The organism is Acidovorax sp. GW835-FHT14B10 (assembly GCF_058793725.1).
The window spans coordinates 155,961-181,007 of the sequence record NZ_JBXAGC010000005.1 but is presented as its reverse complement, the minus strand read 5'-3'; the positions used below and the strand labels follow the sequence as shown (position 1 = coordinate 181,007).

Below are 25,047 nucleotides of genomic sequence, written 5' to 3'. Positions count from 1 at the left end.
ATACCGGGTTTTTACCCAGCAAAACCCAAAACCATCTTCTTTTTTCCTCCACCCCCAGAACCCTCACAAAGAAGGCCAACGGCAGCGAAGCCATCGACTATAGCACGGGAAAGCTACGTCCGGAGCCAGACTCCCACGATCTGCGCCACTTTGTCCTGAACCGGGGGAGGCCAATCGCCCCAGGACAGAAACGGATGCCCCCGATAATCAGCGCCACTATGGCACTTATCACCCTTCTGGACGCCCAACTCGCATTTGGGCATGTCGCGTTGCTGGACCACGCCGGCTTCTCCCTGGAAACCACGGAGCGCATTGGTTTGATCGGGCGCAACGGAGCTGGCAAGTCGTCCCTGCTCAAGATTCTGGGCGGATTGGCCAAACCGGACGATGGCACCCTGCAGGTACAGCAAGGCGTGCGCATCGCCTACGTTGCACAAGAACCCGCACTGGACCCGGAAGCCACCATTTTCAAAGCGGCCTCGGAAGGTTTGCAGCATGTCATTGCGATCCGGGACCAGTATCTTTCCGGAGCGGAAGGGCTCGACCTTGACGCACTGCAATCCGTGATTGAGGCTTACGATGCCTGGAACTGGGAACAGCGGGTTGAGGAGACGCTGCAGCGCCTGCACCTGGACCCGGATGCCAGAGTTGGCACACTCTCGGGCGGGACCAAGAAGCGCGTCGCCTTGGCCCAGGCACTCGTGGCTCGGCCTGACGTGCTGCTGCTTGATGAGCCCACCAATCACCTTGATCTGGATTCCATCGAGTGGCTCGAAGATCTGTTGCTCGATTTCCCGGGCAGTGTTGTCACCATCACCCACGACCGCGCCTTTCTGGACAGGGTCGCCACGCGGATTGTGGAACTCGACCGGGGTCAGTTGCGCTCCTACCCGGGCAACTTCGCGCAATACCTCGTCCAGAAGGAAGAGCAACTGGCGCAGGAAGCGGTGATCGCCGCCAAGGCAGACAAGTTGCTGGCCCAGGAAGAAATCTGGATCCGCAAGGGCGTGGAGGCGCGGCGCACACGCAGCCAAAGCCGCATCACACGGCTGGAGCACCTGCGCGCGCGCCGCGAGGCGCGGCGGGATGTGGTGGGGAGCGTGAAGATGGATGTGGCCACCGGTTCGCAAAACGGCTACCAAGGCAAAATCGTGGCCGAGCTGAGCGGGGTCAGCAAGGCATTCGGCGACAAGACCATCGTGCGCAACTTCAGCGCCACCATTCTCCGCGGCGACAAGGTGGGCCTGATTGGCCCGAATGGTGCGGGCAAAACCACCCTGCTCAAGCTGATCCTGGGCGAGCTCCAGCCTGACGCAGGAACGATCCGCCAGGGGGCCAACCTGCAGGTAGCCTATTTCGACCAGATGCGCCATGCCATCAATCTCGATGCCACGCTGGAGGATTTCATCAGTCCAGGCAGCGAATGGATTGAGATCGGCGGGCAGCGCAAGCATGTCAAGAGCTACCTGAGCGATTTCCTGTTTTCGCCCGCGCGCGCGCACTCCCCCGTGCGGTCCTTGTCCGGGGGCGAGCGCAACCGGCTTTTGCTCGCGCGCCTGTTCGCCCGCCCCGCCAATGTGCTGGTGCTGGACGAACCCACCAACGATCTGGACATCGACACCCTGGATTTGCTGGAAGAACTGCTGGAGTCCTACGATGGCACCGTGTTTCTGGTCAGCCACGATCGGACTTTCCTCGATAACGTGGTGACCAGCACCATTGCATTCGAAGGCGACGGACGGTGGCGGGAGTATGAGGGCGGCGTGCAAGACTGGCTGGTCCAGTCCAAGCGCAGCCGGGCACTGGCCGCCGCTGCGCCTCAGGCACGTTCGGGGGCAACAGATATTGCAGAGAAAAATGCCCCCCCGCGCACACCAGACAAGCCGGAACAACTCCAAAAAAAGAAACTGAGCTACAAAGAGCAACGTGAGCTGGACCAGTTGCCTGAACGGATTGCCGAGCTGGAGACCGAGCAGAAGGCCCTGCAACAGGAGCTGTCCAACGGGCAGCTCTACAGCCAGGACCCGGCCCGCGCGGCAACCCTGCATGCGCGCGAAGGTGAGATCGAGGAAGAATTGATGGCAGCATTGGAGCGCTGGTCGGCACTTTCTGCCTGACGAACGGTCGACCAACGCAAGGCGCCCTCCGAGCCTTGCGGTAACCCATTGGATCCGATGGTGAGGGCGGTCAGTGATTCCGCGCAATCGCGCTGGTTCAAGGGCAGCACCTTGTCTGCTGCACCGTGGGCCGGGGTCTCTACAGCACCCACCTGAACCTGCGATCCGTGCGCGAAGCCATGGTGATGCGGGCACAGCGCATGACGCATCTGCTCGATGCCGGCATGGCAAACAACCTGCGCCGCGAGCTCTGCCTGTGCGGGCTGCTGTCGCCACTGGAGGATGCGATGGACGAACCCCTGGGCTCCATCCAGCGCCGCGTCCCGCTGTCCGAACGCGCCTACGATGCCAACGTGCTCGACACCGGTCCCTACGCCTCGGGCCTGCAGATGGCGCGCGCCCGGGAGTCCAACGACGCCAGCGCCATCCGCAAGCTGAGCGAAACCCACGGGCTGGACCTGGAAGAAGTCAACCGCGCGCTGCTGCGGGTGCTGGCCGATCTGGAAGTGGAACGCCCCGCCGCCTGAACCGGTGCTGCCCGTCGCAGCGCCATGGGGCTACCGGCTCTGCGCCACCACCCGCTGGAATACGCGCCAGAAGGCGGCATCCTGCGTGGTGGTGAAGTTGATGCGCATCAGCGTGCAGGGCTGCCGGCTGGCGTGGAACAAGGCCCCGGGCGCCAGCAGGTAGCCCTCGTCCAGCATGCGCTGGGCCAGCACATCGGTGTCCACGCCCGTCTCCACCCAGCCGAACAGCCCCGCCGGCTCGGCCGCAAAGCTGCACCCGGCCTCCAGCGCCAGCTGCACGCTGCGCATGCGCGCCTGGGCCAGGCGCAGGCGCATGCGCTCGGCGTGGCGGCGCAGCTGGCCCTGGTCGATGCACAGGGCCAGCGCTTTTTCCAGGATGGACGGCGTGGTCAGGGTGGACAGCAGCTTGGTATCGAGCAGCCGCTCCAGCAGATCGGGCGGCGCCGCCAAGTAGCCCACGCGCCAGTTGGGCGCCAGGATCTTGGCGAAGCCGCTCACATAGATGGTGCGCCGTAGGCCGTCGAGCACCGTGAGCCGCGTGGCGTGCGCGGGCGCGATGTGGCTGTAGGTGTCGTCCTCCACAATGTGGAAGTTGTGCCGCTGCGCCAGTTGCAGCACCTGGTGGGCACTGCCGGGCGAAAGGCAATACCCCGTGGGGTTGTGGAACACGCTCACGCTCACGAACAGCTTGGGCGCGTGGGCCTCGCAATAGCGCGCCATCACCTCCAGGTCGGGCCCGTCGGCGCGGCGCGGCACGGGCAGGATGCGCATGCCCAGGGCATCGAGCCGCGCAAACTCCACCGACCAGCCGGGCTCCTCCACCATCACCGGGTCGCCCGGGCGCAGCAGGGTGCGGCTGACAATGTCGAGCGCGTGCGTGGCCCCTACCGTGGTGATGATCTGCCCGGCCGGGGCGGGAATGTCCAGGCCGGCCAGCTTGCGCGCCAGCACCTGGCGCAGGCCGGGGTCGCCCATGGGGTCGCCATATTGGAGCGAGCCCTCCTGCAGCGCCCGGCTGGCCGTCACCTTGCGTACCGCCGCCGCCATGAAACCCGCCTCCAGCCATTCGGAAGGAAACACGCCGGAACCCGGCTGCGGGTGGGAGGATGCCTGGTGGAACATGCCCCGGATCAGCGCCGTGGCGTTGATGCGCGAACCCGAGGGCAAAGGCCCGGAGTCCAGGCGTCCATCCGGCATCGCGACTGCTACATTTTGTATAGCTGAAAGCGCTTTTTTCTCCTGCGCTAGAGCCCCATTCTGCACAAAATCACGCACATAGAAACCGCGCTGGTTGCGCGCCTCCACCAGGCCCTGGGCCTGCAGCTGGTCGTAGGCAGCCACCACGGTGTAGGGGCTCACGCCCTGCTGGCGCGCGCATTCGCGCACCGAGGGCAGGCGCGTGCCCGCGGGCAGCAGCCGCGAGCGGATGCGCTCGGCAAAGCGCTCGGCCAGTTGCTCGGTCAGGGTGTGGTTGCTGGAACGGGTCAACATGCGGGGCCTCGTGCAGAAATGCCAACTGTGCTGACACAATCGCCATTACAGATCGTGCCATTGTCGGTCAATCTGTATCGGCACTGTATTGCTATTGCTTCTACAGTAACAGCCAAACCTCCTCCTACAACGCCATGCCACCTGTTGAATTCACTGCCCTGCTGGCACTGGCCACCGCCATGAGCTTCAGCCCCGGCCCCAACACCACGCTGTCCACCGCGCTGGCGGCCAACCGGGGGCTGCCCCATGCCATGCGCTTTGTCTGCGCTGTTCCCGTGGGCTGGAGCGCCCTGCTGCTGCTGTGCGCGGGCGGTCTGGGGGCCGCTGTGGTGGCGGTGCCGGCGCTGCGCTGGGGCATCAAGGCCGTGGGCATTGCCTACCTGGTGTGGCTGGCCTGGAAGCTCAGCCAGAGCGGCCAGCTCGGCGAGGCCGACGCGGCCCGCATGGACGTGGGTTTCTGGCAGGGTGCGGCGCTGCAGTTCGTGAACATCAAGGCGTGGCTGCTGTCGCTGACCATCGTGGCGGGATGGATCGTCGGGCGCGACGACAGCCTGCAGCGCCTGGCCGTGGTGCTGCCGGTGATGGCGCTGTATGCGCTGTCCAGCAACTTGGTATATGCCGCCGTGGGCGCGCTGCTGCGCCACTGGCTGGCGCGCGGCCGGCGCCTGCTGTGGTTCAACCGTGCCATGGCGCTGGTGCTGGTGGTGACGGCGGCCTGGATGGTACGCGCATGAGCGCGCCCGGGTCCGCATCCGTTGCCAGCCCGGACGTTGCAATGCCATCCACCGCGCCCGCGCCCCATCCGCACACCGCCCCCGAGGCCCGTGGGTTGGCCCTGGGCCTGCTGGGCGTCATGATCTTTGCCCTGACCCTGCCCATGACGCGTCTGGCCGTGGGCACGCCCGAGGCTCCGCTGATGTCGGGCCTGTTCATCGCCATGGGGCGCGCGGCCGTGGCCGGGCTGCTGTCGGGCGCCCTGCTGCTGGCCCTGCGGGCACCCCTGCCGCAGCGCGCCGACCGGGGGCCGCTGGTGCTGACGGCGCTGGGCGTGGTGTTCGGTTTTCCGCTGCTCACGTCCATCGCCATGCGCCATGTCAGCGCCGTGCACGCCAGCGTGATCGTGGGGGTGCTGCCGCTGGCCACCGCCGCCGTGGGCGCGCTGCTGCACCGCCAGCGCCCGTCGCCGGCGTTCTGGGCCTGCGCGCTGCTGGGCACCGGCCTGGTCGTGGCTTTTGCCGTGCTGCGTTCGGGCAGCACGGGGCTTTCGCTGCATCCGGCCGACCTGCTGCTGCTGGGCGCCATGCTGTGCGCGGCCGTGGGCTATGCCTTTGGTGCACGGCTGTCGCAGCACATGCGGGCCGAGTTCGTGATCTGCTGGGCGCTGGTGATCTCGCTGCCCGCCACGGTGCCGCTGGCGGCGCTGTCGCTGCCCGCAACGCCCATGCCAGCGCTGGCCTGGGGCGGTTTTGCCTATGTATCGGTGTTTTCGATGTGGCTGGGCTTTTTTGCCTGGTACCGGGGCCTGGCGCTGGGTGGCACGGTGCGCGTGAGCCAGGTGCAACTGGTGCAGCCTTTTCTGGGCATGCTGTTTGCCGTGCCCCTGCTGGGCGAGGGCCTCGATGCCGTGAGCGTGGGCTTTGGCCTGGCCGTGATGGCCACCGTATTGCTGGGCCGGCGCATGCCGGTGCGGCCACGGCCCGCCTCGGCATGACGATGGCGACACCTCGGGACATTGCGGCCGCAGGGCGGGTTACAGTGCGGACCCATCGGCCCACCCGCAGGCCGGTACCACGCCGCACAACGGCTTTTTTATGGATGACAAGCGCCCCTGGCGGGCGCCACTGGAGATGACTGCATGACGAACTGGACCCTGGCCGCACGCGCCGCCAAGATGAACCCTTCCGCGATCCGCGAGATCCTCAAACTCACCGACAAGCCCGGCATCATCAGCCTGGCCGGCGGCCTGCCCTCGCCCAAGACCTTTCCCCTGCAGGAGTTCACCGCAGCCTGCAACACCGTGATGGCGCGCGACGGCGCCGCGGCCCTGCAATACGCCACCAGCGAGGGCTACGCCCCCCTGCGCCAGGCCGTGGCCGACATGCTGCCCTGGGCGGTGGACCCCGACCAGGTGCTCATCACCACCGGATCGCAGCAGGCGCTCGATTTGATCGGCAAGGTGTTCCTCGACAAGAACAGCCGCATGCTGGTGGAAACACCCACCTACCTGGGTGCGCTGCAGGCCTTCGCGCCGCAGGAACCCCTGGCCGTCAGCGTGGCCAGCGACGACGACGGCATCCTCGTGGAAGACTTTGCCGCCAAGGCCGGCACCGGCGCCGACAAGGCCCGCCTGGCCTATGTGCTGCCCAACTTCCAGAATCCCACGGGTCGCACCATGACCGAAGCACGCCGTGCCGCGCTGGTGGCCAAGGCTGCCGAACTGGGCATTCCGCTGATCGAGGACAACCCCTACGGCGACTTGTGGTTCGGCGAGGCCCCGCCCGCCCCCCTGACAGCGCGCAACCCCGATGGCTGCATCTACATGGGCTCGTTCTCCAAGGTACTGGCCCCGGGCCTGCGCCTGGGCTTTCTGGTGGCGCCCAAGGCCATCTACCCCAAGCTGCTGCAGGCCAAGCAGGCCGCCGACCTGCACACGCCCGGCTTCAACCAGCGTGTGGTGGCCGAGGTGATCAGGGACGGCTTCCTCGACCGCCATGTGCCCACCATCCGCGCGCTCTACCAGCAGCAGCGCGACACCATGCTGGCCGCGCTGGAGCATGAGATGGCCGGCCTCGGCGTGCAATGGACACGCCCGGCGGGCGGCATGTTCCTGTGGGTTCGCCTGCCCGAGGGCGTGGATGCGCAGGCGCTGCTGCCCACTGCGGTGGAGCGCAATGTGGCCTTTGTGCCCGGCGCACCGTTTTATGCCGAGCACCCCGACACGCGCACGCTGCGCCTGTCGTACGTGACGGCCAGCAGCGACGAGATCCGCACCGCCATCGCCGCGCTGGCGGCAGCCATCCGCGCCCACCAGGCGAAGGGCTGAAACCATGCGCCAGCGCCCCTTCCGGCAGGTGGATGTGTTCACCGACCAGCCCTACCTGGGCAACCCGCTGGCCGTGGTGCTGGACGGCGAAGGCCTCACCACCGAGGCCATGCAGCAGTTCACCGACTGGACCAACCTGTCCGAAGCCACCTTCCTGCTGCCGCCCACGCCCGAAGGCCGCGTGGCCGGGGCAGATTACCGCGTGCGCATCTTCAGCCCCGGCCGCGAGCTGCCGTTCGCGGGCCACCCCACGCTGGGCAGCTGCCACGCCTGGCTCGAAGCCGGCGGCCAGCCCCACACAGCGGGCCGGGTGGTGCAGGAATGCGGCGTGGGCCTGGTGGCGCTGCGCCAGGACGGCGACCGCCTGGCCTTTGCCGCGCCGCCACTGATCCGCAGCGGCCCGCTCGACGAAGCCGATGTGGCCCGCATCGCCCAGGGCCTGGGCGTGGCGCGCAGCGACATCCTGCACCATGCCTGGTGCGACAACGGCCCGAACTGGCGCGGCGTGATGCTGCAGTCGGCCGCGCAGGTGCTGGCGCTGAAGCCCGATGGCGCCATCCTTGGCGGGCTGGATGTGGGCGTGGTCGGTCCGCGCAGCAAGGTCGGAGTGGTGGGCAGCAGCGATGAACACGGCATCGCCTTCGAAGTGCGCGCCTTCTTCCCTGGCAGCAACGGCCTGAGCGAAGACCCCGTCACGGGCAGCCTGAATGCGGCGCTGGCGCAATGGCTCATCGGCGCGGGCCTGGCGCCCACGCACTATGTAGCCAGCCAGGGCACCGCGCTGGGCCGCGCCGGCCGGGTGCATGTGGCCCAGGAAGGCAGCGCCATCTGGGTGGGCGGCAGCACGGTGACCTGCGTGCGCGGCGAGGTGCTGCTGTGAGCACCTTTGCGCCGGGCGCAGACGCCCATCTTCCCAGCCTCGCCGACATCGAAGCCGCCGCGCGGGTGGTGTACCGCGACTTCGCTCCCACGCCGCAATACCGCTGGGACCTGTTGAGCGAACGCCTGGGCACCGACTGCTGGCTCAAGCACGAGAACCACACCCCCGTGGGCGCGTTCAAGATACGCGGCGGCCTCACCTACTTCGACCAGCTCGCCCAACGCGGCGCGCTGCCCCGCGAAGTGATCAGCGCCACGCGTGGCAACCACGGCCAGAGCATGGGCTGGGCCGCGCGCCGCCACGGCGTGGCCTGCACCATCGTCGTGCCGAAGGGCAACTCGGTGGAGAAGAATGCCGCCATGCGCGCCCTAGGCGTCACGCTTGTCGAACACGGCAGCGACTTCCAGGACGCGCGCGAACACGCCATGCAGATCACAGCCGAGCGCGGTACACACATGGTCCCGAGCTTCCACCCCGACCTGCTGCGCGGCGTCAGCACCTACTGGTGGGAGTTCCTGCGCGCCGTGCCGCAGCTCGACGTGGTCTACGTGCCCATCGGCCAGGGCTCGGGCGCATGCTCGGCCATTGCCGCCAAGCGGGCGCTGGGCCACGGCGTGCGTGTGGTGGGCGTGGTCAGCAGCCACGCCACCACCTACGCCGATTCGGTGGCCGCGGGCCGCGTGGTAGAGGCGCCGGTCACCACCCATCTGGCCGACGGCATGGCCTGCCGCGTGGCCGACCCCGAGGCGCTGGCCATCAGCGCCCCGCACATCGACCACATCGTGCAGGTGAGCGACTGCGAGGTGGCTACCGCCATGCTGGCGCTGTACACCGACACCCACAACGTGGCCGAGGGCGCGGGCGCTGCAGCCCTGGCGGCGGCGCTGCAGGAGTGCAGCCAACTGCGCGGCCAGGTGGTGGGTCTGGCGCTCACGGGCGGCAATGTGGATGCCGCCGTGTTCAGCCAGGTGCTGCGCCCGACCAACTGAGCGTGCGGGGCCAGTAGCCTCAGTTGCTCAGGATGATCTGCAGGATTACCCCGGTAGCGATGGCCACCAGCAGGTAGTCACCGCCGTACTGCACCCAGTGGTAGCCACGCGGCGGCGGCGGCAGGCGGTGAAGGCGCCAGTCATCGACCACATAGTGATAGCTGCGATAGGCCGGCGGAAGACGCCCGCCTCGATACCAGTTGTGTTCGGGCCCTGCACCCCGCCATCCGGGCCCGTTCATGGGGCGGTCATGTGGAGGGGCCCAGTGGGGGCGCTGGGGCGGGCTTGGCGGATGAGCGCGCGGTGGCGGCGGATGGCGCGCCTCGCCACGCTGGCCCCACGCCCCCCGATCGCCGGGCGGGCCGCGGTGGTCCCGCTGATCACGAGGTTGCGCCTGGGCCAGTCCCAGCGATGCGCAGGTGATGCACACGGCGGTGAGTCGCCCGATGCATCGTGCAATGGTAATGTTCATGGAATCCCCCTTTCGTTGCCTGCGCCGAAGCGCATTTGCCAGTGTGCGGGCGTGCTGCGCAGGCCGCTGTCGGACAACTTCGCCAGTGCCCCTCCGTCGTCGTGGTGGCTACGTCACGGGCCGGAATCGATGACCGGATTCGCCCTGCGGGGCCCGCCGGCACCGCAGGACACGTTCAAACCCCGGCAACGGCGCATGAAGACGTTACTGCATTCCTATCAAAGCCATGGCACCTCACCCCCATTGGAAAAGTGCAAGAGGTACTTATCACTCAAATTCCGGGGCACGACACAGATCAGGATCCGACACCCGGCATCCCTTTTCGATGACAACGGTAGGTGCCCGAAATGCGCACCTGCTGCTCCTGGCCCGCAAGGGTCAGCGTGCGCTCCTCCACCAGGGTCAGGAGGCCCTTGGGCTCGTCGAAGCCGCCGGCCATCCAGAACGACGCGGAGCGCACCGCAAAATGTGTATCGCCATCACGGCGTGAGCGCACGTCGCTCGTGGTGCCCTTGACGAACACATACGGATCGCGCACATGCAGGTCGAGGGACAGGGGGTAAGACTGGCGCACGGCTGAGGCTCCCTTGAATTGCGACACCGAGGACTCCTGGCCCTCGCACACATATTCCCTGTCCCAGGAAGCTGCCCCACCACAACCCGCAACCAACGCCGCCGCTGCACAGGCCATCACCCGGCGGATCCATGCAGGACGCGACGCCCGCCCGCGATGGCAGGGGCCAGCAAAGAGAGGAATGGACATGGCAGTCAACTCATGTGTTGCGAGATGCGGGCATCCACCAGGCGCTCGTCGCCAGGATGCCCTCCCAGGATGAACGGAATGCTCAGGAAAGCCGTCAGCACCACAGGCACCAGAGAGGCCAGCACCACACCAGCAAACTGGCGGCTCAGGGGGCGAAGAAGAGGGTTCATGGGGCGCATTCTTTTTTATAGGGAGAGGACTGGATGGTGCCCCCAGCGTCTGAAGGTTTGCTTAGGGCTGCGCTGGACAAGCCATCGCCATTTGCCGCGCACCACTGGATGACGTGGGACTTGTTCGGCATGGCACTGATGGTGGGAGTTCCTGCGCGACGTATCCCAACTGAACAATGTGTACGTTCCCATCGGTCAGGGCCTGGGCGCGTGCTCGACCATTCCCGCCACGCGTGCACTGCCGCGCCCGGTGCGCGTGGAGAGCATGGTCAGCAGCCACACCACCACCTGCGCGGACGCGCTGCCCGTCGGCCGCTATTGCAAGCGCCCGTCACCGCGCTGCAGGAAAAAGACTGGCTCGCGGAGCAGGCGGTGGGAGTGACGCTCACCGGCGGCAATGGGGACGCGCAACATTCGCGCGGACGCTCGCGGGGGTCTGAAATGCCCCGGTTAATAGTTTTGCTGAACGAAACCTAATCCAGCGAAGACACTCGGTTTACACGCTCATTGGCTTCTTTTACTGCGCCAGACAGAAGGGTTTACCCGATATAAAATTTCATTCTTCGAAATATTCACTACGGGGTTTGACACAAACCACACGCGCCCAACACCATAGTCTCCACATCCGCGGTCACCAGCGGCAGGAGACAACAGCATGCGATGGAAACAACGCCCGCCCGGTTCGAACTGGGGCGATTTCGGGCCCGATGACCAACTGGGGCGCGCCAACCTGATCGGGCCGGAGCAGGTGCGCAAGGGCGCGCAGGAAGTGCGTGAGGGGCTCAGCTATTGCCTCTCGCTGCCGCTGGACTACCCGGGCGGCAACGCGCTCAATGCGCGGCGCCATCCTCCGCGCCTGTCGCCCACGCGCAATGGTGAGCGGCCATACCTCAACTTCCCGCTGGGCCATGTGTATGCAGGCGCCACCGATGTGATCAGCGACGACCAGGTGCTGCTGTCGCTGCAGTACTCCACGCAGTGGGATTCGCTGGCCCATGTCGGTTCGCTGTTCGACGCCGAGGGCGACGGTCAGCTGCGCACCACCTACTACAACGGCTACCGGGGCCACGAACATGTGCTGGGGCCCGTAGACCATGGCCTGCCGCAACGCGACGCACAAGGCGCACCCGGCCCCTACCGCCCTGTGTGCTGCGCGGGCCGCCCCGCCGACGCCAGCGTGGCCCGGGCCCTGGGCGTGGAGAACCTGGCCCGAAAAGGCATGCAGGGCCGCGCCGTGCTGGTGGACCTGGCCCGGGTCTGCGGCACCGCCTTCCAGGACATCGGCTACGACCAGCTCATGCACGCCATGGCGCAGTGCGGCGCCACGGTAGAGCCCGGCGACATGCTGCTGCTGCGCACCGGCTTTGCGGGACTGGTGTTGTCCATGCAGGGCCAGCCCGACGCCGAGCGCCTGCACCACAGCTGCGCCGCACTCGACGGCGGCGACCAGCGGCTGCTGCAATGGATCACCGACAGCGGCATCGCCGCCCTGGTGGCCGACAACTACGCCGTGGAGCGCCACCCGCCCACACGCGTGCCCCAGGACGGCACACCCTACCCCGTGCTGCCGCTGCATGAGCACTGCCTGTTCAAGCTCGGGCTGCCGCTGGGTGAGCTGTGGTACCTCGACGAGCTCGCCCAAGCACTGCACGCCCGGGGGCGCACCCGCTTTTTGCTCACCGCGCCGCCCCTGCGCCTTCCCGGTGCCGTGGGCTCGCCGGTCACGCCCATCGCCACCCTCTGATCCCCCCAACCATCCCTACACACACCAGGAGACAACATGAGCCACTGCCCCCCCCTCACCTCTACTCCCCGCAGCGCCTTGCAGCGCGCCTGTCGCGCGGCATGTATCGGCTTGGCCATCGCCGCCGCGACCACGGCCGCCACGGCGCAGGACGCCAGGATTTCCGACGACGTCGTGCGCCTGGGCATCCTCACGGACCTGGGCGGCCCGTTTGCCGACATCACCGGCCCGGGCAGCGCCGCCGCGATCCAGATGGCCATCGACGACTTCGGCGGTCAGGTGCTGGGCAAGAAGATCGAACTGCTGGTGGTGGACCACCAGAACAAGGCCGACATCGCCGCCAGCAAGGCGCGCGAATGGTTCGACACCGGCAAGGTCGATGCCATCATGGACGTGGCCGTCTCCGCCCCGGCACTGGCCGTGCTGGAAGTGGCCAAGCAAAAGCAGAAGGTCATCGTCTTCAACGGCCCCGGCACCGACCGCCTCACCGGCGACCTGTGCATGCCCAGCACCGTGCACTACGTGTACGACACCTATGCGCTGGCCAACGTGACGGCCAGCGCCATCACGCAGCGCGGTGGCAAGGACTGGTTCTTCGTCACCGCCGACTACGCCTTCGGCCACAGCCTGCAGGACCAGGCCAGCGCCGTGGTCACGGCCCAGGGCGGCAAGGTACTGGGATCGGCCAAGCACCCCATTGGCGCGACGGACTTCGCATCCTTCCTGATCAGCGCGCAGAACAGCAAGGCCCAGGTCATCGGCCTGGCCAACTCCGGCGGCGACACCGTGAACACCATCAAGGCTGCGCGCGAGTTTGGCCTGACCCAGGGCAAGAACAAGCAGACCCTGGCAGGGCTGCTCATGTACATCAACGACATCCACGCCATCGGCCTGCGCACGGCGGGCGGCTTGATGCTCACCGAGGCCTTCTACTGGGACATGAACCCCGAAACACGCGCCTGGTCCAAACGCTATTTCGAGAAGATGAAGAAGATGCCCAACATGAGCCAGGCGGGCGCCTACTCATCCACCATGCACTACCTCAAGGCCGTGCAGGCCGCCAAGACCGACGACACGGCCAAGGTGATGGCGCAAATGAAGGCCACACCGATCAACGACTTCTTTGCCAAGAATGGCCGCATCCGCGAGGACGGCCGCATGGTGCACGACATGTACCTGTTCGAAGTCAAGTCGCAGGCCGATTCCAAGTACCCCTGGGACTACTACAAGCTCTTGGCCACGGTGCCGGGCGACAAGGCCTTCCTGCCGCTGTCGCAGTCCAAGTGCCCGATGGTCAAGAAGTGAGGACCGGGCGGCCATGACGACACCCCTGCACACTGCACTGATCGTCGGCGCCACGGGCGTGGTGGGCCAGGCCTGTCTGCGCCACTTCGCCAGCCTGCCCGGCTGGCGTGCGATCGGCGTGGCGCGCCGCCCGATCCAGCCGCCGCCCGGCGCCGAAGGCCTGCAGCTGGACCTGCAAGACGCGGGTGCCTGCGCGGCCGCCCTGGCAGGCCGCGACGACATCACCCACGTGGTGTACGCCGCTGTCTACGAGAAGCCCGGCGGTCTTGTCGGGGGCTGGCAGGACCAGGACCAGATGCGCATCAATCTGCAGATGCTGCGCAATGTGGTCGAGCCGCTGGACCGCCCCGGCGGTCCGCTGCGCCATGTCACCATCATGCAGGGTGGCAAGGCCTACGGCGTGCACATCCACCCCCAGATCGCGGTGCCCGCGCGTGAACGGTGGCCGCGCGACGACCACGAAAACTTCTACTGGCTGCAAGAAGATTTCCTGCGCGAGCGCCAGGCCCGCTCCGGGGACGCTTGGCACTTCACCATCATGCGGCCGCGCATCGTGTTCGGCGACGCCATGGGCAGCCACATGAACCCGATCCCGGCCATTGGCGTCTACGCCTGGCTGCGCCATGAACAAGGCCTGCCGCTGGCCTACCCCGGCGGCCCCGCGCGGGTGAACCAGGCCATCGATGCCGACCTGATCGCCCAGGCCTGCGCCTGGGCCGCTGAGGCGCCCAACGCGCGCAACGAAACCTTCAACCTGGAGAACGGCGACGTCTTCGTGTGGCAGAACGTCTGGCCCACCATTGCCGATGCGCTGGGCATGGCCGTGGGAGAGCCCGAGCCGCAGTCGCTCGGTGCCACCCTGGCGGGGCAGCAACAGGCCTGGGAACGCATCGTGGACAAATACCGGCTGGCGGCGCCGCGCGAGCTGGCGGCCTTCATCGGCCAGGGCGCCACCTACGCGGACTTCCAGATGAACCACGGCAAGACAGGTACCTTGCCGCCGGTGATCATGAGCTCGGTAAAAATTCGCCAGGCCGGCTTTGCCGCCTGCATCGACACCGAGGACATGTTCCGCAAGTGGTTTGGCCAGCTGCAGCAGCGCCGGCTGCTGCCCACGGCTGCGCAGGCCCGGCCCCTGGCATGAAGATCACGGCCATTGCAAGCACCATCGTCGATCTGCGCCTGCATCGGCTGCATGATGCGCACGGCCCAGATCGCCCACATTGCCAGCGCGGGGGGCCTCGCGATCTTTGGCGGCACCATGATGGAAGGGGCTATCGGCACGGCGGCCTGCGCACAGCTGTATTCGACTCTGCCCGACCTGCAATGGGGATGCCAATTGTCGGCCCCCAGCTGCTGGTTAACGACGTGGCCATCGGCGCACTGCACTACGAAGAATTCGCCCTGTGCGTGCCCGACGGCCCAGGGTTCGGCGCGACCCTGGACCCGGACAAGCTGGCATACCACCCGCGGCGACAGGCAGCCTGAACGCAGCAGCCACCCATTTTTCATCCGCGGCCACAGAGCCAGGTGCTTACTGCGCACATTTCCATCCCCCTGCTTGAAGGAGACATCCATGCCCCTGTTCTTGAGCCCCATCAACCGCCGCGCCACGCTGGCATTCCTGTTGAGCCCTGTTATCGGCGCAGCACTGCCCGCCCACGCACAGGCCTACCCGGATAAGGCCGTGCGTGTCATCGTTCCGTTTGCGGCGGGCACGGCGACGGATACGCTGGCGCGGCTGGTCGGACAGCACATCGCCGACGCGCTCAAGCAGCCGGTCGTGGTGGACAACCGGGCGGGCGCCAATGGTGCCATCGGTGCCGATGCCGTCGCAAAGGCCCGCGCCGATGGCTACACGCTGCTCGTGACCACCAACACCACCCAGGCCTCCAACCTGAGCCTGATGAAGACGATCCCCTACGATCCGCAGAAGGATTTCGCGCCCGTTTCACTGCTGGGCAAAGGCGCCTTCGTGCTGGCTACGCGCGCGGATGCGCCCTTCAGCACACTCGCTGAATTCGTAAGCTATGCCAAAAACAATCCCGGCAAGGTGAGCTACGGCAGCGCCAACAGCTCCGGCATCATCAGTGGAGCCACGCTGGCGCTCAAATCGAATCTGGCTCTGATCCACGTTCCCTACAAAAGCGGGCCGGCGGCGCTCAGTGATGTCATGGGTGGACAGACATCGAGCCTGTTTGTGGATATGCAGTCCGCACTGCCACACCTGCGCAGCGGCAAGCTCAAGGCCCTGGGGGTCACGACCGCGCAGGCGCACCCCCTGTTGCCAGGCGTCGCCAGCCTGGCCACCGCGCCGGGCATGGCCAATTTCGACCTGAGCTACTGGATCGCCATGTATGCGCCCGCCGGCACGCCCGCACCGGTGGTGCAGGCCCTGAACCAGCAGGTGGTGCGGTTCACACAATCCAAGGACGTCATCGCCCGGTTCGCCGACCTGGGCTTCACCATCGAAGGCAGCACGAGCGCCCAGCTGGACGAATTCACACGCAGTGAGATCGGCAAATGGCGCAGCCTGATCACCGCCGCCGGGATCGCTCCGGAATGATGAACCCCGCTGCGCCGGTCCACAGATCGGCGCAGCGGAAAGCGCTGGGCTATCCGCCGTGGCGCTGCGCCCACTCCCAGCCCAGCCGGGCCAGGGGACCGGCCTTGTGCCCGGTCTCCTCGGCGTCGGCCGAAGCCGCACTCCCATCGGCCGCGCGCTGCGCAATGCCGTAGAGGATGGCGGCCATGCGAAACAGGTTGTAGGCCATGTAGAACGACCAATGCCCCTGCGCATCGCGCCCGGTGGCGGCCTGGTAGCCGGCCAGGTACTGTGCCTCGCTCGGAATGCCCAGCGCGGCCAGGTCCAGCCCGCCCATGCCGCGCCACAGCGCGGGCGGAACGTTCCAGGCCATGCAGTGGTAGGCCAGATCGGCCAGCGGATGGCCCAGCGTGGACAGCTCCCAGTCCAGCACCCCCAGCACCCGCGGCTCGGTGGGGTGGAACACCAGGTTGTCGATGCGGTAGTCGCCATGCACCAGCGTGGTCTCGTCGCCCTCGGGCAGGTGCGCGGGCAGCCACGCCATCAGATCGAGCATCGCCTTGTCCAGCGGCACCGACAGCGCGCGGCACTGGCGCGACCAGCGGTCGATCTGGCGCTCCACATAGCGCCCCGTGCGGCCGAAGTCCGCCAGGCCCACGGCCGCAGGGTCCACGCGGTGCAGCGCGGCGATCACGCGGCCCATCTCGCGGTAGATGGCGCCGCGCTCGGCCGGTGCCATGCCGGGCAGCGCCGGGTCCATGAACACACGGCCCTGCAGAAAATCCATCAGGTAAAACGGCGTGCCGACGATGGATTCGTCCTCGCAGTAGGCCAGCATGCGCGGCACGGGCACATCGCTGCCCTGCAGCGCCCGCATGACGCGGTATTCGCGGTCAATGGCGTGGGCCGATGGGGCGAGCAGGCCGGCCGGCTTCTTGCGCAGCACGTAGGCGTTGCCACCGGCCGTGATGCGGAAGGTGGGGTTCGATTGCCCGCCGGACAGGGGGGACACCTCGATCGCGCCAGCCCCGGCCAGGCCCTGCGCGCGCAGGTAGTCGGCCAGCGGCCCAAGGGGCAGGGATGCGGCGCCGGTGCTCACAGCGAGCTCACCAGATGTGCGCCATCCACCGCCACGGTCGCGCCCGACATCGCAGCACCGGCATCCGATGCCAGCAGCAGCAGCGGCCCATCGAGATCGCTCAGCTCGCCAAAGCGGCGGCTGGGAATGCGGCTGCGCAGCTTGTCGCCGGCTTCGCTGGTGAGGAAGTCGCGGTTCAGGTCGGTCACCACATAGCCCGGCAGCAGCGCATTCACACGGATGCGGTGGCGCGCCAGCTCCAGCGCCATGGCCTTGGTGGCCTGCACCACGCCGGCCTTGGAGATCGCGTAGGGGGCCACGCCGCCGGCCACCCGTTCACCGAGGATGGAAGCCACATTCACAATGCTGCCGCCCTGCCCGGCCGCCACCATGCGCCGCGCTGCCTCGGTGGCCACCAGCCAGCAGCCCTTGAGGTTGGTGTCCAGCACATGGTCGAAATCTTCCGGTGTCTGCTCCAGCAGCGGACGGGTCACGGTGACACCGGCGTTGTTCACCACCACGTCGGGCGCGCCCCAGCTGGCCAGCGCATCGAAACAGGCATGCACACTGGCCGCGTCGGTCACGTCGAGTGCCAGCGCCCGCGCCTGGCCGCCTGCCTGCACGATGGCGTCCACCACGCTCTGCAGCTTGTCCGCACGGCGCGCGGCCACGGCCACGCGCGCCCCGGCGTCGGCAAGCAGCCGGGCGAAATGGGTGCCCAGCCCGCTGGACGCGCCCGTGACCAGCACCACCCGGCCGTCGAGCCGGAAGCGATCGATGGCGCCGCTCATGCCTGCCCCCCGGCCTCGGCCTTCTCGGCCAGGTGCACGAGCTTGCGCGCCATGCTCCAGCGGTGCACTTCGCTCGGGCCGTCGTAGATGCGAAAGGCCCGCATGTCGGTGAAGATGCGCATCACGGGCGACTCGGACGTGACCCCCTGCCCGCCCAGCATCTGCACGCTGCGATCGACCACGCGCCACTGCGCTTCGGAGCACACCACCTTGGCGCGGCTCGATTCGAAGTTGCATTTCTCGCCCTGGTCCAGCAGCCAGGCGGTGTGCCAGATATGCAGGCGGGCCGTGTGCAGGTCCATGTCGTTGTCGGCCAGCATGAAGCCCACGCCTTCGTGTTCAGCCAAAGGCTTGCCAAACGCCTGGCGCTTGCGGGTATAGGCCAGCGCCGCATCGTGCGCGCGGCGGGCCTGGCCCAGCCAGCGCATGCAGTGCGTCAGGCGTGCGGGGGCCAGGCGCACCTGCGCATAGCGGAAGCCCTTGCCGATCTCGCCCAGCACGTCGGTGGCGGGTATGCGCAGGTTGTCAAAGCGCAGCACGCCATGCCCGCCCGTGAAGCAGCTGTCCATGGCGTCCATGCTGCGCTCCAGCGTGATGCCGGGTCGGTCCATGTCGGAGAGGAACATGGTGGCCGAACCGTCTTCCATGCGCGCCATGATGATGGCGTAGTCGGCCCCTTCGGCACCGGTGATGAACCATTTGAGGCCGTTGATCACGTAGTCGCCGCCGTCGCGCACCGCCGTGGTGGCCAGCATGGAGGGGTCTGCACCGGCACCGGGCGAGGGCTCGGTCATGGCAAAGCAGGAGCGGAGGTGGCCCGCCACCTGCGGGCGCAGCCAGCGCTCCTTGTGTGCGGCGGTGGCCACTTCTTCCATGAGGTGGATGTTGCCTTCATCGGGCGCGTGGATGTTCAGCGCCGTGGGGCCCAGCCACGAGTAGCCCGCCTCCTCGAACACCGCTGCCTTGGCCACATGGCTCAGGCCCAGCCCCCCCATCTCGCGCGAGGCATGGGGCGTGAGCAGGCCGGCCGTGCGGGCGCGCGCCACCAGCTCGCGGCGCAGCGCCTCGCTGGGGCCATGCGACGACTGGCGTTCGTCGTTTTCGAGGGGAATGACCTGCTCGGCGATGAACTCGCGCGTCTTGTCGCGCAGGTCGCGGATTTCAGGAGAAAGGTTGAAGTCCATACGGCAAATTCCTTCACATTTTTTCAGGGACGACCGGCTGCCCCGGCGCACTCCACCAGGGCATCCACGACCACCGCACCGCCACCGGCGGCCCCCACCATGACGGGGTTCAGGTCGAGGGATGCGATGGTGCCACGCGCGCCGGAAATCACGGTGCCGACGGCGACAGCGATGTTCGCCAGCGCCTGCACGTCCAGTGGCGGGTCACCGCGCACGCCCTCCAGCAGCGGCGCGATGCGCAGCGTGCGCAGCGCCCGCACCACCTCGTCCTGGCTGAAGGGTGGCAGCAGCACGGCGCAGTCCTTGAGCGCCTCGACGTACTTGCCGCCGTCGCCCACCACCACCACGGGGCCGAAGACGGGGTCGATGCGCGCGCCCACCATGAACTCGTGCTGGCCCTTGCGCGTGGCCGCCACGATCACGCCATCGCGCTGCACGCCCATGGCATCCATCTTGGACCAGAAGCGCTCGAACAACTCGGCCGCCTGCTCGCGTGTCTGCACGTTGAGGGCCACCAGCCCGTGCTCGGACTTGTGCGGCACCTCGGCCGAGCAGGCCTTGACCACGGCGGGTGCGCCGATGGCATCGAACGCCGCGCGGGCCTCGTCGGCGGTGCGGCACAGGTGCATGGGCACCGTGGGCACGCCGTGGTGCGCCAGCAGGGCGAGGCTGTCCACCTCGTTCAGAAAACCCTGCGCGCCGGCCGGCACCTGCACGTTGGGCAGGGGGGGCCATGCGGCGCGCGGCTGGCGCATCAGCGCCGTGTGCCCGGCCACCTGGGCCAGCACGGCGATGGCCTCGCCTTCGTTGGGGAAGGTGGCGATGCCGTGCGCGCGGAAGGGCGCTGCCACGCTCTCTTGCCAGGCGGCCACGGCCACGGGCTTGCCGGTGGTGGCCTCGAAGGCGGCGGCGTCGCGGGCGAAGCGGTCCACGTCGTAGCCCGCACCAGCCACGGGAATGTTCAGGAAGAACAGGTCGGCCGCCGGGTCCTGCGCCACGGCGGGCAGCACGTCGCCGAACAGGCCGCTGTTGGACAGCAGCGCGGCGGTGACGTCGATGGGGTTGCTGGCGGTGGCAAAGCCCGGCAGCTTGGAGGCCACGTCGGCCTGCGTGGCGGGGCTCAGCTGCGCCAGCGGCAGGCCCAGGTCTTCGGCCGCGTCGGCGCCCATCACGCAACTCGCGCCGGAGTTGCTGATCACCACCAGGCGCCGGCCCTCGGGGCGCCAGCCCTTCAGGTAGGCGTGCGCGGCACGCGCCTGCTCGTGCGGATCGCGCACGCGCCAGATGCCGTGGTGCTTGAAGAAGGCGTCCACGGTGCGGTCCTCGTTGGCCAGCGCGCCCGTGTGCGACGACGCGGCCTTCTGCCCGCTGGCCGAGCGCCCGGCCTTGACCGCGACGATGGGTAGGTCGCGCTCGCGCGCATAGGCGGCGGTGGCGGCCAGCATCTCGGGGTTGGCAATGCTCTCCAGGTACAGCAGCAGCAGCTTCACGTCGGGGTCGTGGGCCACGGCCCAGGCCATCTCGGCGGCGGTCACATCGGCCTCGTTGCCCGTGGCATGCACATGGCGCACACCCAGGCCGCGCCCGCGCACCAGGCCGTAGATCATGGAACTCATGCCGCCGCTCTGGCTCACCACCCCCACGGGCCCGTCCATGGGCGGCACCTCGATGAACATGGTGGAAAAGCCCGCGATGGCGCCCGTGCCGAAGTTGGCCAGGCCCTGCGTGTTGGGGCCATACAGGCGCATGCCGGCGGCGCGGGCCCTGGCCACCATGTGGTCCTGCAGCTCGCGCCCGGCGGGGCCGGTCTCGCCGAATCCCGAGGCAATGATGACGGCCGACTTGACGCCACGCGCGGCGCACTCCTCCACCGCCGCCACGGTTTTGTCGCCGCCCACCACGACCAGGGCGAGATCCGGCACTTCGGGCAGGTCGGCGAGCGTGGCGTAGCTTTTGTGGCCCTGAATCTCCGCGCGTGCCGGATTGATGGGATAGACCGCGCCCTGGTAGCCGTGGCGCTGCATGTAGTAGATGGGACGCCCGCCAATCTTGTGGATGTTGTCCGAGGCACCAATGATGGCAACCGAACGCGGGTCGAGGGCGGAAGTAAGGAGATCTTGCATGGCAGTTACGTGTGTCTCAGGGGTTCATCGAGTGCGGCCTTCGCGCCTGGCGCGGCGCAGTCCAGGGCCGCCGTGCAAGGGCCGCCCCGCCGCACGGGCGGCGTCCCCCTGTGCAGGGGGAAGGCGCGAAACGCGCCATCGCGGGGACTTATTCAGCGTCGCCTTAGTCAATCTTTGCGCCGGAGGTCTTCACCACCTTGGCCCATTTGTCCACTTCGGCCTGCAGAAAGGCGCCATACGCCACCGGCGCGCTCCAGGCCGCGGCAAAACCCTGGGCATCGAAACGCTGGCGGATGTCGGGGCTCTCGAGCACCGCCTTGAGCTCGGTGCTCAGCCGCGCAATGACCTCCCTGGGCGTGCCAGCGGGTGCCAGCAGGCCGTTCCAGGCGATGGCCTCGTAACCGGGCAAGCCGGACTCGGCCACGGTGGGCAGCTCGGGCGCCACCGCGGAGCGCTGGGCACTCGTCACGGCCAGGGCCTTGAGCTTGCCGCCCTTCACGTGGGGCATGGACGACAGCATGGTGTCGAACATCAGATCGACCTGTCCGCCCATCACGTCGGTGAGTGCGGGCGCGCTGCCCTTGTAGGGAACATGGTTCATTTTGATCCCGGCCATGGCGCTGAACAGCTCTGCCGAGAGGTGGGTGGACTGGCCATTGCCTGACGAGCCGTAGTTCAGCCCGCCGCTTTTGCCCTTGGCCAGCGCGATGAGCTCGGCCACGTTGTTGGCCGGCAGGGCCGGGTTGGCAACAATCACCAGCGGACCGCCAGTGAGCTGCGAGATCGGCGCGAAATCCTTGGTCAGCGAGTAGTTGAGCTTGGCGAACAGCGCGGGATTGATGGCATGCGCCGTGGTGGCCACCACCAGCGTGTAGCCATCCGGTGCGCTGCGGGCCACGGCTTCAGCGCCCAGGTTGGCCCCTGCGCCGGGCTTGTTGTCGATGACAAACGGCTGGCCCAGGCGCTCCTGCAGTTTCTGCGCGACGGCGCGCGCCACGATGTCCGTGGGCCCCCCGGGTGGGTAGGGCACGACCAGCTTCACAGGCTTGTTCGGATAGTCCTGCGCAAAGGCCTGTGGCGCCCCCGCCGCACACAGTGCGGCGCAGGCCAGGCCGATCCAGTGGCGGCGGGACGTCAGGCGGGAAATGGGGGGGTTCATCATGGCTTGTCTCCTGGGGTGATGTCGTTTGAATGCCGGTGAATGAAAGGAAAAGACGCGAAAAAAATGCTATGGCGCGGGCGCAAAGCGCACCAGCGTGCGCCCCTCGTGCGCGAAGAAGCCCGCCTGTACCTGGTCGCCGATGCGCACGCCGGGGCTCGCGTGGCCCATGAGGCGCGGCCCCTCGGCGAGTTGCACGATGACCAGCGTGTACGGCGCGAGCGCGCGGAACGCATCGGATGGCGCGCGCGCCACCACCGTGACGGCGCGCACGGTGGCGCTGCCTTGCGCGTCGCGCCAGTGCAGCGTGCCGCGCTCGCCACAGTGCTGGCAGGCATAGCGCGCCAGCGTCTGCGCGCCGCCGCAGGCCGTGCACTGCTGGTAGCGCAGTACGCCGTCGCGCAGGCCGTCCGTAAAGGGGGAGGCCAGCGGGATCGCGGCGTTGGGGGCAGTGGTGGTCATCTCAGTTATCCATAGTGCTGCGCGCCACGCATGGCGCATGAAACCGGCGCGCCCCGAGCCAGGGCAGCCGAGCAAGGGCCGCCCCGCAGCGAGGGCTGCGTCCCTCTTCCCACGCGCAGCGTGAGAGAAGGGGGAAGACGCGAAGCGTCTCAGGGGGTTGTCGTTTCACTTCAATCCTCGCGCGACAAGATCAGGCTGACGTGGGACGACATCACGCCGCCGTCCGCATGGATGAATGCCCGGCGGGGGGGCGTGAGCTGGCGTGCACCCGCCTGGCCCGTCATCTGGTGCCAGGCCTCCACGGTGTGCGCCAGGCCGCCTGCCACGCCGCAGTGGCCAAACGACAGCAGGCCGCCATGGGTATTCAGGGGCAACGACCCGGTGGGCGCAAAGTCCCCCGCACGCGCGCGCTGGGCAGCGCCGGCGCGTGGTGCGAAGCCGATCTCTTCGAGCAGCATCACCAGCGTGATCGTGAACGAGTCGTAAATCCCCAGGTAGTCCACGTCGCCCAGGCCCAGCCGGGCTTCTGCAAAGGCCTGCTGCGCCGCCTCGCCTGCACCACACTGCATCACGTCCTCCATGGTCGTGAGGTGCTGGTGCCGGTGGGCCTGGCCCGCGCCCACCATGGCCACAGCGCCCTGCGCGGCAGGGTCGGCCGACACGACGAGCGCCATCGCGCCATCCGAGATCGGGCAGCAGTCCAGCAGCGACAGCGGCGAGGCAATCGGCTTGGCGGCCAGCACCTCCTGCAGCGTGACCGGGGTGCGCAGGTGAGCATCGGGGTGGTCCGCCGCGTTGGTGCGCATGAGCACGGCAAACTCGGCCAGATCGGCCGACGTGACGCCCGTGCGCTGCATGTACTCCGAGGCCATGAGCGCGTAGTACGCGGGAACGGAGGCGCCGTTGGGCACCTCGAAATCGGCGTCACCCACCTGGGCCAGCGTCTGGATGGAGCTGTCGCGCGACTGGCCGCTGAGCCTGTTCTCCCCACCCAGCACAAGCACGTTGCGGCATCGGCCCGAACGCACCAGCTCGCGCGCCGCCATCAGCATGGCCGCGCCCGAAGCGCCACCGAGCTGCAAGCCGTGCGCGTAGCGCGGACGCAGCGCCAGCCGCTCGCACACCAGGGTGGACAGCATCAGGTGCGGCAGCGTGGTGGCATAGCCGCAGAGCACGCCGTCGATCTGATGGCGCGCAAGGCCGGCGCTCTCGATGGCCTGCGCGGCCGCGGCATCCATCAGGTCGAGCGCACTGCGCCCTTCGTGTCGCCCGAACGATGTGCCACCGGCACCGCGCACATACGCCGGTCGTAACGCTGCATTCATCAATGTGTCTCCTTGGGGGGGATTGCGGGTCGTCGGTCGGCGCGCGTGGCCTCGGCCCAGCGCACCTGGCACACCGTGGCCTCGTGCAGCAGCGCCTGCGCCAGCGCGGTCTCGCGGGTGAGGATGCGTTCGTTCAACGCCGCAATGCTCAGTGCCGCCACCGGGCGGCCTTCGGTATCGAGGATGGCGACGCCAATGCCGCCCATGCGCTCGACCACCACGTCGAGCAACACGGCGTAGCCACGTTCGCGCGCCTGCGCCACCCGCTCGCGCAGCAGCGCCGGGGTGATGCGCGGGTAGCGCTCCAGCTGGCCCGACAGGGTGTCCAGCGCGGCCTCGCGCTCGTCGTCGGGCAGGCAGGCCAGCAGCGCCAGGCTGCCGGCACCCACGCCCAGCGGGCGGCGGCTGCCGACGTTGAGGTAGTTGGCGCGAATGGGATAGGTGCCTTCTTCCACGTCGATGCACAGTGACTCCACACCGCTGCGCATCGAGAGCACCACGCTGTCCTGGAAAACACCGGCCAGGCGCATCAGGCTGGGCCGTGCCAGGGGGCGCGGGTCGAAACGGCGCAGTGCCGCAGCACCCAGCACCGTGAGCTCGGGCCCCAGCGTGAATTGCTTGCTCTTCGCGTCACGCGCCACAAAGCCTTCGCGCGCCATCACATCCAGCAGGCGCAGCGCGGTGGCCTTGTCCAGGTCGGCAGCCGCCGCAATGTCGGTCAGGCGCACGCCGCCGCCCTCGGACATGACGCGCAGCACGCGCATGGCGCGCTCCACCGACGAGGTACTGCCTCGCTCATGCGTGATGACGGCTTTGGGGCGTGCGGGGGAAGGCATGGAGTTTCTTTCGATGAAACTGTTTATCTGACCCCAATCTATG

At 68.0% G+C, this 25,047-nt stretch carries 23 protein-coding genes and 1 pseudogene; 12 read left to right on the top strand and 12 right to left on the bottom strand.

Going from position 1 to position 25,047, the window contains the following annotated elements:
- The first annotated feature begins 218 nt into the window (after positions 1 to 218).
- Positions 219 to 2,117 carry an ATP-binding cassette domain-containing protein gene (locus AC1Q5S_RS06320; RefSeq protein WP_492238540.1) on the top strand — a complete coding sequence of 633 codons (1,899 nt, stop codon included), beginning with the start codon at positions 219 to 221 and terminating at the stop codon, positions 2,115 to 2,117.
- 143 nt (positions 2,118 to 2,260) lie between these two features.
- Positions 2,261 to 2,644 (top strand): annotated as a pseudogene (locus tag AC1Q5S_RS06315) (HDOD domain-containing protein); the annotation flags it as partial.
- A 30-nt stretch (positions 2,645 to 2,674) separates the two neighbouring features.
- On the opposite strand, the gene AC1Q5S_RS06310 reads toward AC1Q5S_RS06315, so the two are convergent.
- Positions 2,675 to 4,135 carry an aminotransferase-like domain-containing protein gene (locus tag AC1Q5S_RS06310; protein WP_422206181.1) on the bottom strand — a complete coding sequence of 487 codons (1,461 nt, stop codon included), beginning with the start codon at positions 4,133 to 4,135 and terminating at the stop codon, positions 2,675 to 2,677.
- Positions 4,136 to 4,269: 134 nt separating this feature from the next.
- Between AC1Q5S_RS06310 and AC1Q5S_RS06305 the strand changes: the two genes are divergently transcribed.
- From AC1Q5S_RS06305 to AC1Q5S_RS06285, 5 genes are all read left to right on the top strand, one after another.
- Complete coding sequence (locus AC1Q5S_RS06305; RefSeq protein ID WP_422206179.1) at positions 4,270 to 4,869, top strand: LysE family translocator; 600 nt, start codon at positions 4,270 to 4,272, stop codon at positions 4,867 to 4,869.
- A gap of 41 nt (positions 4,870 to 4,910) precedes the next feature.
- Positions 4,911 to 5,846: a DMT family transporter gene (locus AC1Q5S_RS06300; RefSeq protein ID WP_303837877.1), complete on the top strand. Its 936-nt coding sequence runs from the start codon at positions 4,911 to 4,913 to the stop codon at positions 5,844 to 5,846.
- A gap of 144 nt (positions 5,847 to 5,990) precedes the next feature.
- Positions 5,991 to 7,178 (top strand): aminotransferase-like domain-containing protein, encoded by a 1,188-nt coding sequence (locus AC1Q5S_RS06295; protein WP_303837872.1) that lies wholly within the window; start codon positions 5,991 to 5,993, stop codon positions 7,176 to 7,178.
- A gap of 4 nt (positions 7,179 to 7,182) precedes the next feature.
- A complete protein-coding gene (locus AC1Q5S_RS06290; protein WP_303837870.1) occupies positions 7,183 to 8,058 on the top strand; it encodes a PhzF family phenazine biosynthesis protein in 876 nt (291 codons plus the stop codon).
- The gene (locus tag AC1Q5S_RS06285) at positions 8,055 to 9,047 is read left to right on the top strand and encodes a threonine dehydratase (protein ID WP_492238537.1); all 993 of its coding nucleotides are present in this window, start codon (positions 8,055 to 8,057) and stop codon (positions 9,045 to 9,047) included. The genes AC1Q5S_RS06290 and AC1Q5S_RS06285 overlap by 4 nt, the downstream gene beginning before the upstream one ends.
- A gap of 19 nt (positions 9,048 to 9,066) precedes the next feature.
- Here AC1Q5S_RS06285 and AC1Q5S_RS06280 read toward each other — a convergent pair whose 3' ends face one another.
- The 3 genes from AC1Q5S_RS06280 to AC1Q5S_RS06270 all read right to left on the bottom strand — a co-directional run bounded on the left by AC1Q5S_RS06280 (position 9,067) and on the right by AC1Q5S_RS06270 (position 10,452).
- Positions 9,067 to 9,288: an RcnB family protein gene (locus tag AC1Q5S_RS06280; RefSeq protein WP_422206176.1), complete on the bottom strand. Its 222-nt coding sequence runs from the start codon at positions 9,286 to 9,288 to the stop codon at positions 9,067 to 9,069.
- Positions 9,289 to 9,814: 526 nt separating this feature from the next.
- A complete protein-coding gene (locus AC1Q5S_RS06275; protein WP_492238536.1) occupies positions 9,815 to 10,282 on the bottom strand; it encodes a hypothetical protein in 468 nt (155 codons plus the stop codon).
- Between the two features lie 5 nt (positions 10,283 to 10,287).
- Complete coding sequence (locus AC1Q5S_RS06270) at positions 10,288 to 10,452, bottom strand: hypothetical protein (RefSeq protein WP_492238535.1); 165 nt, start codon at positions 10,450 to 10,452, stop codon at positions 10,288 to 10,290.
- Positions 10,453 to 11,107: 655 nt separating this feature from the next.
- On the opposite strand from AC1Q5S_RS06270, the gene AC1Q5S_RS06265 reads away from it, so the two are divergent.
- The 5 genes from AC1Q5S_RS06265 to AC1Q5S_RS06245 all read left to right on the top strand — a co-directional run bounded on the left by AC1Q5S_RS06265 (position 11,108) and on the right by AC1Q5S_RS06245 (position 16,067).
- The gene (locus AC1Q5S_RS06265; protein ID WP_303837923.1) at positions 11,108 to 12,196 is read left to right on the top strand and encodes a cyclase family protein; all 1,089 of its coding nucleotides are present in this window, start codon (positions 11,108 to 11,110) and stop codon (positions 12,194 to 12,196) included.
- 36 nt (positions 12,197 to 12,232) lie between these two features.
- A complete protein-coding gene (locus tag AC1Q5S_RS06260) occupies positions 12,233 to 13,501 on the top strand; it encodes an ABC transporter substrate-binding protein (RefSeq protein WP_492238534.1) in 1,269 nt (422 codons plus the stop codon).
- 13 nt (positions 13,502 to 13,514) lie between these two features.
- Positions 13,515 to 14,645, top strand: coding sequence for an SDR family oxidoreductase (locus AC1Q5S_RS06255; RefSeq protein ID WP_492238533.1), 1,131 nt, complete (start codon positions 13,515 to 13,517; stop codon positions 14,643 to 14,645).
- 188 nt (positions 14,646 to 14,833) lie between these two features.
- Positions 14,834 to 14,989 carry a hypothetical protein gene (locus AC1Q5S_RS06250; protein WP_492238532.1) on the top strand — a complete coding sequence of 52 codons (156 nt, stop codon included), beginning with the start codon at positions 14,834 to 14,836 and terminating at the stop codon, positions 14,987 to 14,989.
- Between the two features lie 88 nt (positions 14,990 to 15,077).
- Positions 15,078 to 16,067, top strand: a complete 990-nt coding sequence (locus AC1Q5S_RS06245; protein WP_492238531.1) for a Bug family tripartite tricarboxylate transporter substrate binding protein — start codon at positions 15,078 to 15,080, stop codon at positions 16,065 to 16,067.
- A 49-nt stretch (positions 16,068 to 16,116) separates the two neighbouring features.
- Here the strand turns inward: AC1Q5S_RS06245 and AC1Q5S_RS06240 are convergent, their stop codons facing one another.
- The 8 genes from AC1Q5S_RS06240 to AC1Q5S_RS06205 form a co-directional block, all read right to left on the bottom strand.
- On the bottom strand, positions 16,117 to 17,145 hold the full coding sequence (locus tag AC1Q5S_RS06240) for a phosphotransferase family protein (RefSeq protein ID WP_492238530.1): 1,029 nt from the start codon (positions 17,143 to 17,145) through the stop codon (positions 16,117 to 16,119).
- On the bottom strand, positions 17,142 to 17,915 hold the full coding sequence (locus tag AC1Q5S_RS06235) for an SDR family NAD(P)-dependent oxidoreductase (protein WP_303833047.1): 774 nt from the start codon (positions 17,913 to 17,915) through the stop codon (positions 17,142 to 17,144). The genes AC1Q5S_RS06240 and AC1Q5S_RS06235 overlap by 4 nt, the downstream gene beginning before the upstream one ends.
- Positions 17,912 to 19,099, bottom strand: a complete 1,188-nt coding sequence (locus AC1Q5S_RS06230; RefSeq protein WP_492238529.1) for an acyl-CoA dehydrogenase family protein — start codon at positions 19,097 to 19,099, stop codon at positions 17,912 to 17,914. The genes AC1Q5S_RS06235 and AC1Q5S_RS06230 overlap by 4 nt, the downstream gene beginning before the upstream one ends.
- A 23-nt stretch (positions 19,100 to 19,122) precedes the next feature.
- Complete coding sequence (locus tag AC1Q5S_RS06225; RefSeq protein ID WP_492238528.1) at positions 19,123 to 21,222, bottom strand: acetate--CoA ligase family protein; 2,100 nt, start codon at positions 21,220 to 21,222, stop codon at positions 19,123 to 19,125.
- A 163-nt stretch (positions 21,223 to 21,385) separates the two neighbouring features.
- Positions 21,386 to 22,384: a tripartite tricarboxylate transporter substrate binding protein gene (locus tag AC1Q5S_RS06220; RefSeq protein WP_492238527.1), complete on the bottom strand. Its 999-nt coding sequence runs from the start codon at positions 22,382 to 22,384 to the stop codon at positions 21,386 to 21,388.
- A gap of 66 nt (positions 22,385 to 22,450) precedes the next feature.
- On the bottom strand, positions 22,451 to 22,843 hold the full coding sequence (locus tag AC1Q5S_RS06215) for a Zn-ribbon domain-containing OB-fold protein (protein ID WP_303833042.1): 393 nt from the start codon (positions 22,841 to 22,843) through the stop codon (positions 22,451 to 22,453).
- A gap of 170 nt (positions 22,844 to 23,013) precedes the next feature.
- A complete protein-coding gene (locus tag AC1Q5S_RS06210) occupies positions 23,014 to 24,168 on the bottom strand; it encodes a thiolase family protein (RefSeq protein ID WP_492238526.1) in 1,155 nt (384 codons plus the stop codon).
- Positions 24,168 to 25,004, bottom strand: coding sequence for an IclR family transcriptional regulator (locus AC1Q5S_RS06205; RefSeq protein ID WP_303833039.1), 837 nt, complete (start codon positions 25,002 to 25,004; stop codon positions 24,168 to 24,170). Before AC1Q5S_RS06205 ends, AC1Q5S_RS06210 begins: the two co-directional genes overlap by 1 nt.
- Positions 25,005 to 25,047: the final 43 nt, after the last annotated feature.